Raw genomic sequence first — 16,059 nt, 5'->3', positions numbered from 1 at the left:
ACCCTTTTGCTTTTAGATAAGCAGACCTTAGGATTATCTTTAAATAATGTTAAAATTTTTATTTGCGGGAATGGCTGCTTTATCATCACATCTTTTGAATAATTAATTCTCTTCTGTTATAGTGGCTTTATGAAAAAACATTTCATTACAGGTCTTGCCGTTCTTTTGCCTTTAACTTTGACTATCGTTATCGTAGTTTTTGTTTTTAATAAGCTCACTGACCCTTTTGCAGGCATCACTAAAGAAATCCTTCGGCAAAATCATTTTCTTGAAAAAACTCCACCTCAACTGCAACATTTAATCAGCCAAGTTATTATTTTGGTCTTTATCTTTTTCTCTACTGTCTTCGTGGGAATGATTGGACGTTGGCTTATAGTGAGATATATTCTCCGATTTACAGAAAAAATTTTACGACGCATTCCTTTTATTCGCTCCGTTTACAATACTTGTAAAGATGTAATCAAAACATTATTTATTTCAGAAGGCAAATCTTTTAAGCAAGTTGTCATGGTGCCCTATCCAAATGCGACCACTTATTGTATAGGTCTGATTACCCGAGAGAATATGGTAGGTTTAGGCAGTCATTCAGATGAAGAGCTAATGGCTATTTTTGTTCCCTGCACTCCCAATCCGACTTCTGGTTTTTTAATGATGTTTAAAAAAAATGAACTTATTTATTTGGATATGAGTGTGGAAGAAGCTTTTAAATATATCATTTCTTGTGGAGTAATTTCTGTCCCATTTCATCCTTTATTACCCCCTACAGATATTTTATCTACATCCCCGAGCGTACCCTTATGAAAAAATATTTTTTAACGGGATTGGCACTCCTTTTGCCTGTTATCTTTACATTAGCTATCGTAGCTTTTATAGTAAATCTATTGACCGATCCCTTTATTCATCTCCTTAAAGAAGTTTTTCATTACTATCAACCTGCGGATGATTATCTGTGGAATTTAGACAAAACGCTAGGACTGCTCATCATTATTCGTCTATTTATTTTGATCATGGTCGTTATATTTATTATTTTTATAGGATTTTTAACTCGTACATTTTTTATGTATTCTCTCCTTAGCTTTACTGATAATTTGATTCGTCATATTCCAATTATCAATAAAGTGTATAAGTCTCTCCAAGATGTTATTCATCCTCTTTTTTCTTCTACCAGCTCATCTTTTAAACAAGTTGTGCTTGTCCCTTATCCTCATGAAAACTCTTTGTCTATTGGCTTTTTAACTTCAAATACCCTTAAGGAGACCTCTGAGAGCAAATTAAAAGGTAAAATAGCAATTTTTGTACCAGGGACCCCTAATCCTACTTTCGGGTTCATTCTGATGTTTCCTCCCGATAAAGTCAGGTTAATTGACATGAAAGTTGAGGACGCTTTCAAGCTTTTAGTGTCTTGCGGTATTATGCTTCCTTCCATGCCAGGGGTTTCTGATCATGCAAAAACCTAATATCATTTTCATTCCTGTAGGCTCTAACCAGCAAAAACTAAGAGCTATTTGTCATTATATCCAGCATCATTTTGAATTAGGAGATAACATTTTAATCGTCGCTCCCAATGAACAAGCTACACGTTATCTCGATGAATTGCTGTGGAAATTTTTCCCAGAGAGCTTTCTTCCTCATATAGCTTCGAATACTCCTTCATCAGAGAAAGTGGTTATCACTTCTGCTGCTCAAAATTTAAATCAGGCGCTTGTTTTGATAAATCTATGCGCCGAAGTAAGCCCTATTGCAGATCAATTTAATGTTGTTTATGAGCTGTATGATCAAACTCACCCTGAAAAGCTAGCGCAATCGCAACGCCGTCAGCAGATTTACACTTCCAAGCAGTTTACTATCGTCCAATCGGCAGCTTTGGAGTAAAGGGTAGATAAAAAGAAGAAATTAAAGAGTGTTTTTGCTAAGAAGTGAGTCAAACAGTTTTATTAAGAAATTCTTTCACTATTAGGGAAAATGAAAGCCACATTATCTTCTTTGTTTCTAATTTCTTCCATTAAATAGCGCGCTTGCCTAGCTTGGTCTTGATAAGCCTGTGATAATTTAGGAAGATTATTATTAGCCATAACATAAGCGATGAAAATAGTACCTACAGCAACTATCACGCTCCTAAGATAGGTAGAAGTAAGCAAAGTGAGGGAAGCGGCAGCATTAGGTAGAAAAAGACCACTTGCCACTATAACACTCGTTGTGGTGATTACTACTACTCGTTTAGTAAGAAAAGCTTTGATATTTGACTCTCTTTCAATATTCTTTAATGTTCTTACTGCAAGAGATTTCGTTACCGGTCGATCTACCACAATTTTAAGCTTCTCTTGAAGGGTATCTATCAGATTTAAACGAAATTTATACCCAAATATTTCAAAATTAGCCCTGGATTGGCTATACACATATGCATATTGCATAAAAAACCTCAGAATAAATTATCAAGTCATCAAGAGCAAATATATCAAAGAATTAATCATGCATTAATCAAAGCAAAAATTAATAGATGCTTTCTTTTATCAATGAAGAGGGGGAAATTTAAAAATTAAGATGGAAAAGCTCTCGTATAGATCTTATCTAGCAGCTTTGCATATTAACTAAAATAGCCTATGCCTATATTCTCTTAAGTTTCCATACTCTATTCCTTTCAAGATACCATGATCTTTAAACGTTTATAAAGCATCTTTTATGAAGGAAAAACCTAGAGCATAAAGAGCTAACATAGGGCGACAGCTAAGCGATAAAAAAATAAGGTCTAAAATTTTCTAGTTTATACAAATAAGCAAACTTAAAACTTTAGCTTGTTTCCGTTTTAAACTTTTATCCATTAGGATGAAGCTAATATTGTTTAAAAAGTTTATTGCTTTAAATTAAAAAATTGCTTGCTTTATCATGTCACTAATAATTTGCATTTTTATCTTATTTTTCACACTGTTTCTTTTTAAAGTTTTTCAAAATAATTTTCACACTTCTTCATCTTAGCTTAAAATTTTATTTAATATATAAAAATTTTTTATAATTTCTCCCTTTTTCTTATCATAATTATTAGCACGGGATTTTTTTTCAATAAATATTCGAGCTTCCTTGGATATTAAAAATTGTTATTTAATAATTAAATTATTTAGATCCTTATTTTAGCTCTCGAATAATGCCTAGCACTCCTCCACAATCGAAAACATTGACAAAATGCCGGGAGTGTTGATATGAAAATTTTCAGGTGAGGTTAAAGCGTTTATGAGGTTTCTAGGCTTTTTAGAGTCATGCTCTTTTCGTTGGCTGCAAAACAGCATCTAAAGGTTGAAGGATTTCTATAAAGAATTTTTCAACTTAAATATTTGACCGAAAAGGCCTAAAGGTAAAGGCCATTTTTTTAATGGATGCTTTTTTATCAAGTAACGTGTCCTAGCAATAATCTTGGTCATTGATCAAATTTTTAACTAAATCAATTATGTATTGCAAAACCGCAGGACTGCGTAGCTTTTCATATGGTGGCTGGCTTTTTAGTTTTCCCTTCAGTAAGTCTTGCTTCACCTGGCAAGATCTTAAAAAAAAAGCTGATCAAGCAGTAATGGGTCAATTTACAAACCTTAAGTAGAATAGCAGCCTATGAGAATAATGTTGAGCAATTTAAGAGTTTTACCCGGCCTGTGCTTAAGACAAAAAGCTTTTTTTTCTTTAAGATAGTTTTTACCCAACAAATCTAATTGCCTTATTTAAGATAAGCTTGGCGTGATAGGAAAGATAGGCGCACCCATTAGCCAAAAAGTCCATTTTAACAGGAGAGTAGCCCTATGAATATTTCTGAAACATTGGAAAATTTAAAAGTTCAGCTAGGAAAGGGAATTATTAATAAAACTTATTTCCTTGGAGAAGCAATCATAGAAGTAAGCAAAGAAGATATAAAAAAAACTCTTTCATTCTTAAAGCAGGTAGGTTACGAGGTCTTGATAGATCTCACAGCAGCCCACTATCTAGTGCCCACAAAAAGAATAAAAATTGCTTACTGGCTATATAACCCTATTCATTGTGAGCGTATGCGAATAATCAGCTATACCGAAGGTGACATGCTACTTCCTTCAGTAACCGATATATGGGAAGAGGCAAAGGGGTATGAGTGCCAGCTTTTTAATTTATTTAAAGTTCGATTTACGGAGCATTACACGCCTAACAGAATTTTGGTAGCCAAGGAACGGGAAAAGCCTCCTTCATCGCAAGGATATGTACAACCTGAAGAGTTTATGGAATTTAAAACTCTCCTTTGCAACCAGAATCCTTCTGTAATCATCCCTTGTGTCCATGCTAATCCTCCTGTAAATTGAAGAATTTTAAATAATAGGATAAGATTTATAAACTTTAAGTGGGTAGAGGTAACGGCTTATTGACGAGCAGCTTCTCTTACATGATCTAGGCGAGGTTATCGATAAAAATATTTTTATTAAGTTTTTGATTTTTATATTTATCTATGCAAGCCTTAAAAGATAATGCTAACCTTGATATAATTCTATTTTATATCAACTGCTCCTTTACAATTTCCTTAATACATTCCACCCTCTTTTTTCTCTTCTTGATTAGTTTTACAGTTTCTAGGAAGGATTTAAATATTTTTTTGTTTTCTTTGGATATTTTTACTTTAGCAGCAGCCTCTACTTTTCTTTCAGCATCCACAAAATATTCAGGATGAAATTGAAGAAAAATTTTAGGACTTCCTCCCCTATCATTCTCTAAAGCTTTAGGAATTTCCTCTTTTTCGTTTGGATAAACAATGATTTCTTTTAAGTTATCACCGATCCTATCTAAAGCTTGATGATGGGCAGAAATACTACTAAATTTGCAATTGACCACTTTTCTTAATAGGCTGTGAGATTGATCCACAGAAAGTTCTTCCGTGTGGTATATTTGGCGGCTTACTTGCCCTTCAATATGCTGTTTTAGGGTGCCTCCATAAAAAACATTGCCTACATGCGCGCCTCTACAAATGCCCATTAATGGAATATCTTTTATTATGGCTTGTTGGACCAATGCAAACTCTAATAAGCTTCGTCTATAATCAGAGTCCGTATGGGTGTGAGGGCCTTTTTTATCTCCATAAAATTCTGGTTCTAGATCAGCTCCCCCAGGTAAAATGATAGCATCGACATAAGAAGAAAGCTTAACAGCTATCAAGTAGATCTTGTAAATTTCCGAATTTTCTATTTGCTTTAGTTGATCATCTCTTATCTCATTCAAAATTTGTTCTGGGATGCTTGTGCAGAGAGAGGCATTTTTCTGAATTAATCTAATTTGATTTTTTACCTGCCGATCTAAGAGGAGAAGATTAACATTATTCATCAAATAATTATACTTTATAGGGATACCATCTACCTTTTTTATAGCTAAGTTTACTTTAGTAGCGGTCAACCCAGGCTGATAAAAATTCCACGGCAGGAGAATGATAGGTTTAGTAACCTCATATTTTTTTCCTCCTATCCTATTAAATTTGTGTTTAGCATCAAATAGTAAGCAGTCCGTTAGCTCGCAATTTATAAAATTACAGCTGCGACTCTCGTCAATTTCAACTTCTAGGAAATTGCTACCGATCAAGATAGAAGAATTAAAATCCACCGATTTGAGATTGCTTTCATAAAAATCTGCATATTTTAAATCACAATTACTAAATTTTATGTTGTTTAAGCTACTACCATCCAAACACATCTCCCTCATTGTACAGCCCTCGAAAGATGTGTTTATCATTTTAATTTTAAGTCCCCCTGCATGATGGAGATTGCAATTTATGAAGCAACAATCTTTAAATAAAGAACCTGTTAAATTTATGTATTCAAAGTTACAATTTTTGAAGGTAATCCTGTTAAAATCTACGTGTGTTAAAATATCAGTGCCCCAATAAGGTTTTAATCCCATTCCTTCTATAGGATTTACAGTTATTCCAATTTCTTTTAAGTCAAGAGAGGCCACTTCTAAAGAAAAATTTCCTTTCTTTAAATAATCCGTAAAATTGATTGAGCAGGCCGGATCATTTTTTCTTCTATCTTTTATTTCTCTTAAGAGCTGTAAATACTGATTTTTATTAATATCCTCTCTATTGATATTACTCATTCTATCTCCCTACATTAGTTAAGCTGTAATATCTAAAAATATTATTAATGAGTACTCTTTAGCCTTCTTAAAGCTTAAGCGTTCACGAAAGATACCGAAATTTAAGTGCAATTATGTGGGCATCTGCAAAGCCAAAAGCAGGTGTAAATAGCTTTTATTTCTATTTGCTGTGCTTTTAAATCCCTATCATCCCCTCAGCCTCAGCAATTTAATCAACCATGCACGCTTACTTTTAGGAGATTTTCTCCTCCCTCTCAAAATTTTTAGGATAGCAAGCCAGTTAACAATCTATAGAGTTAATCTTGATGATTAATTAAATAAAAATTATTTAATATCGTAAGGATTAAATAAAAATATTCATTATAAATTCTACTTTATAACAGGTTCAAAAGACATTCATTCTTTAAAATTTCTTCCTTTTATAGAGGGCTTTTTCCACACCCCTTTCCCCGAGACTTTTATTTATTAAGTAGAAAAGGCCATTTCTTTTCCATTAAACGTGCAATCGGCCGACAATCACGAGCTATGGTATACAAGTTGGTCAGATCCTCATAAAGCATCCTATTTTCTTTTTTAGTAACATCTTGAGTAAAATTATGAGTAATTACATTGATAATATTTCTCGCATCACTGACTCGCCCTTGTTTGATTGCCTTATATACACATTCAAAAAGCTCTAGCCAGGTTTCTTCTGTCGATTCCTCTCCTTTAAGCTCCTTAATATGATTATAAACGACGTAAGGTTGGTAAAGATGTCGAATTACCCAACAATGGTGAAATATAATAGCAAAAATAATGGACACGGTCAGCGCCAAAAACAATTCACTTAAATACTTTTCTATAACGGGTATTTGCTGAAGAGCTATTACAAGAAAACAAATAATAGCTGAAGTGATCAAGATATATAAGCCAAAATGGGCTCTCGGATTACTGGAGATGCGTGAGAAAAAACCAGGTGATAGCCTTTCCTGTACTGCTTGAAAGGGAATCATGGTTAAAAATATGATAAGACCGAAAATCGAGACTGAAAAAAAGCCAAGATCAAAAAACTTCTCTACCTTTATTTCGGCAAAAGGAAAGCCGGTATAAGCGAGCGCGATAAAAAAACACCATACTCCTCCTATAGTAAAAAGAGAAGATAGAGAAAGTTTAATAAAATTAGAAAATCTAAAACGCAACACTTTTTGAAAAGGCGACATTTTATCCTCCTTAAAGGGGGTGTTTATTTGGATATCTCTTATCTAAACAAGATAATTACTCACAAAATTATTTGCTATTTGGGAAGTAAAACGCTTAAGGTGTAAGCGAGATTCTTACCAGCAAGCCTTAAAAGAAAGCCTATTTAGCAAATAGACAACTTACCTAGTATAGTCTGCGCTAGTTCAAAACAAAAGCTTAAATCTCTATTAATAGGCATATTTACTCCTCAATAGCCCCTCCTTACAGAGGAAAAAAAGAAACCAACTACTTTTTTTAGAATTTCACTAGTTTTACTTCTCGCGGTTTATAAATGTAAGCCGGCTTATCGGATTTACTCAGAATGACTTAGCATTATCAAAAAATTATGTCCTTCCCAAATATTCTAGCCTAATTTGAATGCCGATATTTCAAATCCTCAGTGCCCTATCTTTCGCTTTTTTAACAGACTCTCCCTCCCGATAATTTAAGATACATCCTCCTTCAGTAAATTGATTTCAATCATTAAAACTTTGAAATGAAGAAATATAGCTGTTTTAAGTCATTTCCTTAAGGTTGGCATCGACCTTAAGGAATAGGCTGGCGTTTCTTATTCCATGGGTACTTTATAATACGCTTTATAAAAACTTCGTCTGCATACCCAATCCTCCGAAAGATGTCCCTCTGCTTAACAAAAGGGATTTTATAAATTACGTGATTGCGTAAGGAATAGACTAAAAGCGTATAATTTAATTCGTTTTTAAGAAATTTCTTTTTAAATTCTTAATCTATGAATATTTGCCAAGATAACACCGGCAAAAGGCTTTAATACTGATATCTGGAGGTCTTTAGTCAGCCAAGCGAAAGTCTTTGAATAGTTGCCCTCATTCTATGGATAACATAGAAAAATTTTCATAGTATAAATATCTCTCCCTCCTTTTTAAAACCATTCCATATCTCCGAATCAACTTTTTATCATTTAGGGGAAACTAAATATACAATGGTGAAAGGTTACCGAGCCCTTGATTCATACCTATTTCAATTCTCTTTCTTCAGTAAGCAACCTACTTTAAGACTATTCTGTTAAGACTGAGCACTCTCATACGGCGCTGTGTAAGACACCCTCATTCCATCAAAAGCTTTGCTTAGTGCGGATAATTTAATTTTTAAAAAATTGAAAATGAAATAAGGAACGTAAAGCTCTCAGCCCTACAGATTGTTCATGAAAGTTGAGCTTAATGCAAGATAGGTTGAATACCTTAATTTCTCCAAATTTCTTCGCTCTCTCGTTAGTAGCTCGTTTGAGAAATTGGCGATGCAGGATCTTCAATCTATTGTAGGCTATTTCGCAGCGAGGCAACATGACAAATATTACTCCTTGCAAAATTTTAACAGAAAAGAAGACGTAATGATAAGCTAGATTTTTAAGTAGGCTTCGCATTTTAAGCAAAAAATACAATCTTGCCAAGTCATTCTTAATTATTTAATGACTTTCTTGCTTGGCATTACCTAAAAAAGGTAGACCTTAAATTTTGACTTTTTGAATTTAAAATTGGATGAAAGCAAGATGCTTGTAAGACTGCTTGAGCCGTTTTTTTAAGTCACTTGCAGTTTATATACATTAACAAATCTCCAGGTAGTGGGTACACTTCGAACTTTTGACTGGATTGCTCTTAAAAAACCTTATCTCTTATTCATTTGTAGAAGCTTAGGATTTGCTTGAAAACAAAGGTATCTTAAAGGATACTTTTTTATTCAGAAAATGGAGAGAGTTGGAGGTAACTTTTCTTGGTAGATTAATTGTTCAATATATGGTACAATGAAGAGAAAATACAAAATACTCGTAACAGATGAGTTTGAAGAATGGCTTGAGGGTGAACCCGCAAAATCTCGAGTTCAAATTGCTAAACGAATCGATAATATCAAAGAAGAAGGGCATTTTGGAGATCACAAACAAGTAAGAGACCATGTTTGGGAACTTCGATGGGATAATGGACGAAGAATCTATTACTGTTTGATCCCAGTAAGCCAGGTATTACTACTGTTAGGAGGAAATAAAAATGGCCAAACTAAAGACATCAAACAGGCAGAAAAAATTTACAAAGAGTGGGTTTATGACTAAATTTAAGAAAACGCCTCGGGAATACAATCCAATGAAAGATCTTTTAGATGAAGAGCTTATTGCAAAAGCTGTTTGGGAGTGCTTAAAAGAAAATGATCCTGATGGTGTGATTGAAATTCTGGAAGCTCATATCAGTGCCAAGAATAAAAGCCAGCTTGCTAAAGAGCATGGTTTACCTAGAACGACCCTCTATCATGCCTTTAAAAGCAAAAATCCTACCCTTCACACACTGGCTAAACTGGTAAATGCAACCCTTTAAAAGAGCATTTTATGAGAAGAAATACGAAATATCAAGATTGGCTTCTTGAAAAGCTCAAAGATCATGAGGAAGCCGTTGCGTATCTAAACAATGCTTTGGAAGAGAGCCTTAAAGGCGATGAAGAGTCCCAGCAACTCTTTCTTATTGCTCTCCGCAATGTCGCAGAAGCTCAAGGTGGTATTGGTGCTCTCGCTAAAAAGGCTTAAAGTAGGGCGCGAAAGTTTTTATAAAACCCTTTCAAGCACAAGTAACCACTCAATGGCATAGTAAGGCGGCTTCGAGCATGCTTTCAATAGATAAGATCTTTTTTTGGATAGCTGAAACTTCAGTTAGATTTTGCTCATCAAGCAAGTATACCACTTTGAGAAAGCATTTCCTATTTCTTTAATCCTCTTTTTCTCAGTAACTTTATATTCTTTTTTGAATATTCCTTTTTTACTTATCCATTCTAGACATAGAGGTTCAAAGCGTACGAAAGGGTGAATGGATCACAAAGGCAACTTTTGGGTACAAGAACGTTACTCTACCTACCGGCAAGAAGATGATCGAGGTTGATCCTCAGAATACTACTTTCGTTATTAAAATTTTTGAACTTTATGCCACTCACATTCACTCGTTTTAAACAATTGCTGATGAAATGAATAAGCTAGGATTGCCAAACGCTCAAGGAAATCTGTTAGGATCTAGCCGAATTAAAATCACTCTTAAGAATCCTTTTTACTTTGGTGTTATGCGCATAAAAGGAGAGCTATATCCGCATCGATACCCGCTTTTAATATCTGAAGGCCTACTTGGCCAAGTACAGGATATTATGGCAGGTCACAATAAAGCTCCTATTCACTATGCAGGTCATCCCATTCTTTTTAGGGAATTGATTACGTGCGAGCCTAGTGGATGCGCTGCCACTGGAGATATTAAAAAGCAAAAATATATTTACTATAGCTGCAATAACTCCAAGCGAACATGCCAAAAGATTTGGGTTAGAGAGGAGTAAGCTTTAACTCCTCTAATGGAATATCTTGACCAGCTTCAGCTACCCGATGTAGCAATTGAAGAGATTGTAACCTATCTTAAAAAATCTTATGCGCATGAACAAGAATTTTTTAAGCATTTCTAAGACACACTTTGCAAAGAGCTAGATCATATTCAAAGCCGTCTAAGCTCATTGATATGCATCTGGATAGAGCGCTTGATTCTGACACCTATCATTCCAAGCTCGAAGAATATAAGAGACAAAAGTGCGAGATAATTTCAAAGATGAAAGTACATGCCAATACCCATAGAAGATGTCTAATCACGGCGAGAATAGAGTTGGATTTGGCAAAACGAGCAAAGAACCTCTTCAGGAGGTGGAAGATGAACAAAAACAACAATTGTTAAATTTAGTTTTTTCGAACTTGAAATTGAAAGAAAAAAGATTGCTTGTGACGCTGCGTGAGCCGTTTTTGCTGCTCCTGGCAACATCACTTCAACCAAAGAATCTCCGGAAGTAGGATTCGAACCTACGACCAATGGATTAACAGTCCACTGCTCTACCGCTGAGCTATTCCGGATCAGAAAGCGGTATATTACATAATAAGCTTAATATTTGGCAAGAAAAAGCGGCAATTTATTTTGCCGCTTTTATTTTTTAGTAGTCCATCCCTCCAGGAGGCATGGCAGGAGCAGCTTTTTCATCTACAACATCGGCAATGAGAGCTTCTGTAGTAATTAACAAGCCAGCTACTGAGGCTGCATTCTCTAATGCGCATCGAGCAACTTTGGTAGGATCTAAAATTCCCGCTTTGATCATATCGGTAAATTCGCCCGTTAAAGCGTTATATCCTTGGGTATCCGATAATTTTTCTACTTGTTGAAGAATGATAGGACCCTCTTGGCCTGCATTCTCTGCTAGCTGGCGAAGTGGCGCACTTAATGCTTTGGCAATAATTTTAGCGCCAGTTTTTTCGTCACCCTCTAAACTTTCTGCTAAGCTTAGCACTGAAGGTACGCAGCGTATGTAAGCTACACCTCCACCAGGCAAGTAACCTTCCGCTACTGCAGCTGCAGTGGCATGATGAGCATCATCGACACGATCTTTCATTTCTTTCATTTCCACTTCAGTAGCCGCACCCACACGGATGACAGCAACGCCACCAGATATCTTAGCTAATCGTTCTTGTAGCTTTTCACGATCGTAATCAGAATCCGTTTCTTCAATTTGACGTTTAATAAGCGATGCACGTTCCTCTATCTTTTTCTTATCACCCATGCCTTCAACGATCGTTGTTTCGTCTTTATTAACAATAATTTTCTTAGCACGTCCTAGCATCTCTAGTGTTGTACTTTCGAGCTTCATTCCAAGTTCTTCGCTGATCACTTGAGCCCCTGTTAAAATCGCAATATCTTCTAACATAGCCTTACGGCGATCGCCAAATCCTGGAGCTTTTACTGCACAAAACTTTAGGCCCGTGCGCAGACGATTTACTACTAAGGTAGCCAATGCCTCTCCTTCCACATCCTCAGCAATAACAAGCAATGGCTTTCCACTTTCAGCGCAAGCTTGCAGGATAGGAATGAATTCTTTTAAAACGGAAATCTTTTTTTCATAGACTAACACAAAAGCATCTTCTAATATACACTCTTGGGTTTCCGGATTGGTCATAAAATAAGCAGAAAGATAGCCTCGATCAAAATTCATTCCTTCGACTACATCAAGCGTCATCTCAAAACCTTTAGCTTCTTCGACCGTGATGGTTCCATCTTTCCCCACCCTTTCCATGGCTTTAGCTATGATTTCTCCAATCTGTTGATCATTATTGGCAGATATAGTGGCTATTTGAACAATCTCTTTAGAATCTTGAACTTTTTTGCTGCGGGATTGTAATTCTTTAACGACTGCTTTGACAGCTTTTTCAATACCACGGCGTAAACTAAGCGGATTTGCTCCAGCGGCCACATTACGAAGACCTTCGGCATAAATGAATTCAGCGAGCACTGTAGCTGTAGTTGTACCATCTCCAGCTTTATCAGCTGTCTTACTAGCTACTTCTTTCACCATTTGAGCGCCCATATTCTCATGCTTGTCTTCCAACTCAATTTCTTTAGCTACAGTCACACCATCTTTGGTAATGTGAGGTGTTCCATAGGCTTTATCAATAATCACATTGCGTCCTTTGGGACCTAGTGTGACTTTTACGGCATCAGCAAGAATGCGTACACCTTTAAGAATTTTTTGACGAGCATCTTCTTTAAATTTAATATCTTTCGCAGTCATAATCTGTTTCTCCTTGAACCTATGTTATTCTACAATACCAATAATATCATCTGCTTTTAAGATGACATACTCTTCATCTTCTAGTTTGATATCTTGGCCTGAATATTTCTCCATAATAATGATATCGCCTATATTTACAGGGATAGGGATCAACTGTCCCTTTTTGTCTTTTCTACCAGTACCAATCGCTACAACTTTGGCTTGCTCCTGCTTTTTCTTTGCGCTGTCCGGCAAAATGATGCCACCTTTCAACTTTTCTTCCTGCTCAAGACGACGAACAAGCACTCTGTTACCTAGAGGCTTAAATTTGACGTTCAAGTTTTGTTGTTCTTTTGTTTGTGTCTGTTCCATAAAAACTCCCTACTTTGCAAGATTTAAATACATGTTCCAGAGGATAGAAGCCTCACTATATTTTAAGAGATTAAATTTTCGCAAGCTAAATTTAGCAATCATCAATAGAAAGTGCTAAAAATCTCTAATTTTTATTTCTGGCAGTTTTTTTGGCTACGCTCTTTTTTTTGCCTAGTAAAAAAGCTAATTCTTGTACCAGCTCTTGAAATTTATGAATGGCTGCTTCAACAGGTGCAGACGAGCGCATATCCACTCCAGCTTTTATTAACAACTCGATCGGATACTGACTAGAGCCGCTTTTCAAAAAAGATAGATAAGCCTCTCGTTCTTTTTTACCCCCGTGGGATACTTTTTCTGAAAGGGCCAGAGCGGCACTGATGCCTGTAGCATATTGATAGACATAAAAATTGTAGTAAAAATGGGGAATCCTTGCCCACTCGTACTCTATTAAACGATCGATTACTGCAGGGCCAAAATAATGAGCATTAAGTTTGAAGAATTGCTCTTTAAGCATTTGTGGGGTAAGGGGAATGTTCTTTTCGGCTTTTTCATGAATAAAAAGCTCAAATTCCGCAAACATGGTTTGACGGAATAAAGTAGCACGAATATCTTCAATTTGCTGATTAAGCAAAAATATTTTCTCTTCCTTAGATTGAGCTTTTTTGAGCAGATAACGCATTAATAAGTCCTCATTAAATGTAGAAGCTACCTCTGCTAAAAAAATAGGATAATCGGCATATTGATAAGGTTGATTTTTACGACTTAGGTAGCTATGCATACTATGACCTGCTTCATGAGCAAGCGTGAAAACATCCCTTATAAGTCCTTTATAATTCATCAAAATATAAGGCATACTATCGTAGCAACCACTTGAGTAGGCTCCAGAGCGCTTATTTATATTTTCATATCGATCTACCCATCGTTCTTCTAAAAGCCCCCTTTTTAAAATATTCTGATACTCTGTACCTAAAGGTGCAACCGATTCTATTACAGCCTCTTCTGCTTCTTCATAACTCATTTTTATATCTAGGTGACTAGCTAAAGGAACATACATATCATACAAATGAAGAGGTCCTAAATTTAAAACTTCTTCTCGCAAACGAATATATTGATGGAGAACACCTATATTTGCATTTACGGCAGCGATCAAGGAATGATAAACCTTTACGTCGATGTTTTTTGGCAAAAGTGAAGCCTCTAAGCATGATTGGAAATTATGGGCCCGAGCATTAAAAATATGAGCTTGCACATTTCCATTTAATAATTCACACATGGTATTTTCATGCTGCATATATTTATTATGCATCTGCTCAAAAGCATTTTTCCGCAAAGTGCGATCTGAATTTCGTATGAATACTCCGTAGGAAGATTGCGTCAATTCATGCTTTTTTCTTTTACTATCGCTCACTTTTTCGAATTTAAAATCCGCATCATTGATCGCAGAAAAAGCTTTAACTCCTGTAGACATTGCCTCCCCCGATAAAGCGACAAGCTCTTCTTTTTCTGCCGATAAGGTATATTTTTTTAGCCGAACTATTTTCTCTAGGTAAAAACGATAGCTTTTCAAAAACTCGGCTGTCATTAACTTTTTTAACTCTATACCCGGCAAAGCAAGAAGTTCTGGCTCAAACCAGGCGCTTTCCTGGTTAAAAGCATGGTGTAAGTGAATGATTTTAGCCAAAGCTGCTTTATATTCATCATTAGTAATATCTTCATCATGACGCAAGTGTGCATAGGTATATAGCTTAGAAAGCTTTCTAGAAATATCAAAAAGCACTTCCAAAGCTTTTTTAAGAGTTTGCGCACCTTTTCCTAGCTTACCTTTAAAGCGAGCCAATTGAGGCCAATGCGGAGATTTATCTATTTCAGCTACTGAGCTGAAATCTTTTTGCCAATCGGCTAAAGAATAATAAAGAGATTCTACATTCCAACAGTCCTTCTTAGCTACTTGTGAACGTTTTTTTAGCATATTGTACCTTTTGTAATGAAAGGTTTGAATATACATATTCGCGAATTGTATGTACAGCATGATGGGAAGCGATTATAAATAGGATGAAAGTAGACATAAGAATGAAATAACGAAATCGGCCTCAGCTTTAACTAACTTAATTGGGTTTAAAGCTACTCTTATCATTTGTTGATAACTTTGAGGATTAAGTCAATCTTTTTAGAAAAAAAAACTGTGGGGTTTTTTTTCAAAATGCTGGCTGAAAGTATTCATCGGCCATCATTATTAGCTAAATAAATTGATCAAAGTCTATTCCTATTTTGGTAAGAAGGCGCTAATTCTTGCATTCTCTTAAGAGTCCAAGCAATTTAAATTTTCGATGCTATTTATTAACGATAGAAGGAAAAATTTTTAGGCCTCTATAATTTGAGGGAGGCTAGCAAAATGCAATTTACCGATTGAAAATTGGCTTTTTCCAACTCTTTGAAAATCCTTATTTAAAAGATACCTTCCCTCAAAAACCATTAATTTTTCGATAAGGCATGATTGTTTAATGTTCTAAAATATATTTTATAAATTAAAAAAACGGCTGTTGAAATTTTGGCGCCATACTAACGCTTTACGTTGCACTTTATCTATATTTAAGCTTGCTGCTAAGCTCTCCCAATTTTAACCACCCCTATCCTCAGATCCTTTTTTCCCCAGAAAAAGTTATCACCGTTAAACTTTATAGATATTTATCTCGGATGTGAAGCTACTTAGTACTACAGTGGTAAATGTAAACATAGCTTTCTTTGCCTTTGATAATGGTAGTAACAAGCACTCGCTTGATGCTTACGACGCCAATTAGACCATTCTAACCA

General features: G+C 35.5%; 14 protein-coding genes and 1 tRNA gene. 8 read left to right on the top strand and 7 right to left on the bottom strand.

What is annotated here, in order from left to right; genetic code table 11:
- The first annotated feature begins 129 nt into the window (after positions 1-129).
- Genes NEOC95_RS03650 through NEOC95_RS03640 form a run of 3 tightly spaced genes read left to right on the top strand, consistent with a single transcriptional unit; the run spans position 130 to position 1,872 of the window.
- Entirely contained in the window at positions 130-801 is a 672-nt protein-coding gene (locus tag NEOC95_RS03650; protein ID WP_213151663.1) for a DUF502 domain-containing protein, read from the top strand.
- Positions 798-1,457, top strand: a complete 660-nt coding sequence (locus NEOC95_RS03645) for a DUF502 domain-containing protein (RefSeq protein ID WP_166155798.1) — start codon at positions 798-800, stop codon at positions 1,455-1,457. The genes NEOC95_RS03650 and NEOC95_RS03645 overlap by 4 nt, the downstream gene beginning before the upstream one ends.
- Positions 1,444-1,872, top strand: coding sequence for a DNA polymerase III subunit chi (locus NEOC95_RS03640; RefSeq protein ID WP_213151661.1), 429 nt, complete (start codon positions 1,444-1,446; stop codon positions 1,870-1,872). The genes NEOC95_RS03645 and NEOC95_RS03640 overlap by 14 nt, the downstream gene beginning before the upstream one ends.
- Positions 1,873-1,934: 62 nt before the next feature.
- On the opposite strand, the gene NEOC95_RS03635 is transcribed toward NEOC95_RS03640, so the two are convergent.
- Positions 1,935-2,411 (bottom strand): hypothetical protein, encoded by a 477-nt coding sequence (locus NEOC95_RS03635; RefSeq protein ID WP_166155792.1) that lies wholly within the window; start codon positions 2,409-2,411, stop codon positions 1,935-1,937.
- Positions 2,412-3,782: 1,371 nt separating this feature from the next.
- On the opposite strand from NEOC95_RS03635, the gene NEOC95_RS03630 reads away from it, so the two are divergent.
- The gene (locus NEOC95_RS03630; RefSeq protein WP_213151659.1) at positions 3,783-4,310 is read left to right on the top strand and encodes an NADH-quinone oxidoreductase subunit C; all 528 of its coding nucleotides are present in this window, start codon (positions 3,783-3,785) and stop codon (positions 4,308-4,310) included.
- A gap of 187 nt (positions 4,311-4,497) precedes the next feature.
- Here NEOC95_RS03630 and NEOC95_RS03625 read toward each other — a convergent pair whose 3' ends face one another.
- Together NEOC95_RS03625 and NEOC95_RS03620 are read right to left on the bottom strand one after the other, a co-directional pair.
- On the bottom strand, positions 4,498-6,084 hold the full coding sequence (locus NEOC95_RS03625; RefSeq protein ID WP_213151657.1) for a gamma-glutamyl-gamma-aminobutyrate hydrolase family protein: 1,587 nt from the start codon (positions 6,082-6,084) through the stop codon (positions 4,498-4,500).
- Between the two features lie 458 nt (positions 6,085-6,542).
- Positions 6,543-7,283 carry a hypothetical protein gene (locus NEOC95_RS03620; RefSeq protein ID WP_213151655.1) on the bottom strand — a complete coding sequence of 247 codons (741 nt, stop codon included), beginning with the start codon at positions 7,281-7,283 and terminating at the stop codon, positions 6,543-6,545.
- 1,796 nt (positions 7,284-9,079) lie between these two features.
- On the opposite strand from NEOC95_RS03620, the gene NEOC95_RS03615 reads away from it, so the two are divergent.
- The 4 genes from NEOC95_RS03615 (at position 9,080) to NEOC95_RS03600 (ending at position 10,635) form a co-directional block, all read left to right on the top strand.
- Positions 9,080-9,382: a type II toxin-antitoxin system RelE/ParE family toxin gene (locus tag NEOC95_RS03615; RefSeq protein WP_213151653.1), complete on the top strand. Its 303-nt coding sequence runs from the start codon at positions 9,080-9,082 to the stop codon at positions 9,380-9,382.
- Positions 9,375-9,641, top strand: coding sequence for a helix-turn-helix domain-containing transcriptional regulator (locus tag NEOC95_RS03610; protein WP_166155777.1), 267 nt, complete (start codon positions 9,375-9,377; stop codon positions 9,639-9,641). Before NEOC95_RS03615 ends, NEOC95_RS03610 begins: the two co-directional genes overlap by 8 nt.
- An 11-nt stretch (positions 9,642-9,652) precedes the next feature.
- Positions 9,653-9,847 (top strand): helix-turn-helix domain-containing transcriptional regulator, encoded by a 195-nt coding sequence (locus NEOC95_RS03605; RefSeq protein ID WP_242678193.1) that lies wholly within the window; start codon positions 9,653-9,655, stop codon positions 9,845-9,847.
- Between the two features lie 431 nt (positions 9,848-10,278).
- Positions 10,279-10,635: a hypothetical protein gene (locus NEOC95_RS03600; RefSeq protein ID WP_166155774.1), complete on the top strand. Its 357-nt coding sequence runs from the start codon at positions 10,279-10,281 to the stop codon at positions 10,633-10,635.
- A 487-nt stretch (positions 10,636-11,122) separates the two neighbouring features.
- On the opposite strand, the gene NEOC95_RS03595 is transcribed toward NEOC95_RS03600, so the two are convergent.
- The 4 genes from NEOC95_RS03595 to pepF all read right to left on the bottom strand — a co-directional run bounded on the left by NEOC95_RS03595 (position 11,123) and on the right by pepF (position 15,217).
- Positions 11,123-11,194, bottom strand: a tRNA-Asn gene (locus tag NEOC95_RS03595).
- A gap of 77 nt (positions 11,195-11,271) precedes the next feature.
- On the bottom strand, positions 11,272-12,897 hold the full coding sequence (gene groL / locus NEOC95_RS03590) for a chaperonin GroEL (RefSeq protein WP_166155771.1): 1,626 nt from the start codon (positions 12,895-12,897) through the stop codon (positions 11,272-11,274).
- 24 nt (positions 12,898-12,921) lie between these two features.
- Positions 12,922-13,248, bottom strand: a complete 327-nt coding sequence (locus NEOC95_RS03585) for a co-chaperone GroES (RefSeq protein ID WP_166155768.1) — start codon at positions 13,246-13,248, stop codon at positions 12,922-12,924.
- 124 nt (positions 13,249-13,372) lie between these two features.
- Complete coding sequence (pepF, locus tag NEOC95_RS03580; RefSeq protein ID WP_166155765.1) at positions 13,373-15,217, bottom strand: oligoendopeptidase F; 1,845 nt, start codon at positions 15,215-15,217, stop codon at positions 13,373-13,375.
- Between the last annotated feature and the right edge of the window lie 842 nt (positions 15,218-16,059).

It is taken from the genome of Neochlamydia sp. AcF95, assembly GCF_018342455.1.
In the GTDB taxonomy this organism is placed as follows: domain Bacteria; phylum Chlamydiota; class Chlamydiia; order Chlamydiales; family Parachlamydiaceae; genus Neochlamydia.
The sequence above is the reverse complement of the archived record's forward strand: the minus strand, read 5'-3'. Positions and strand labels throughout refer to the sequence as shown.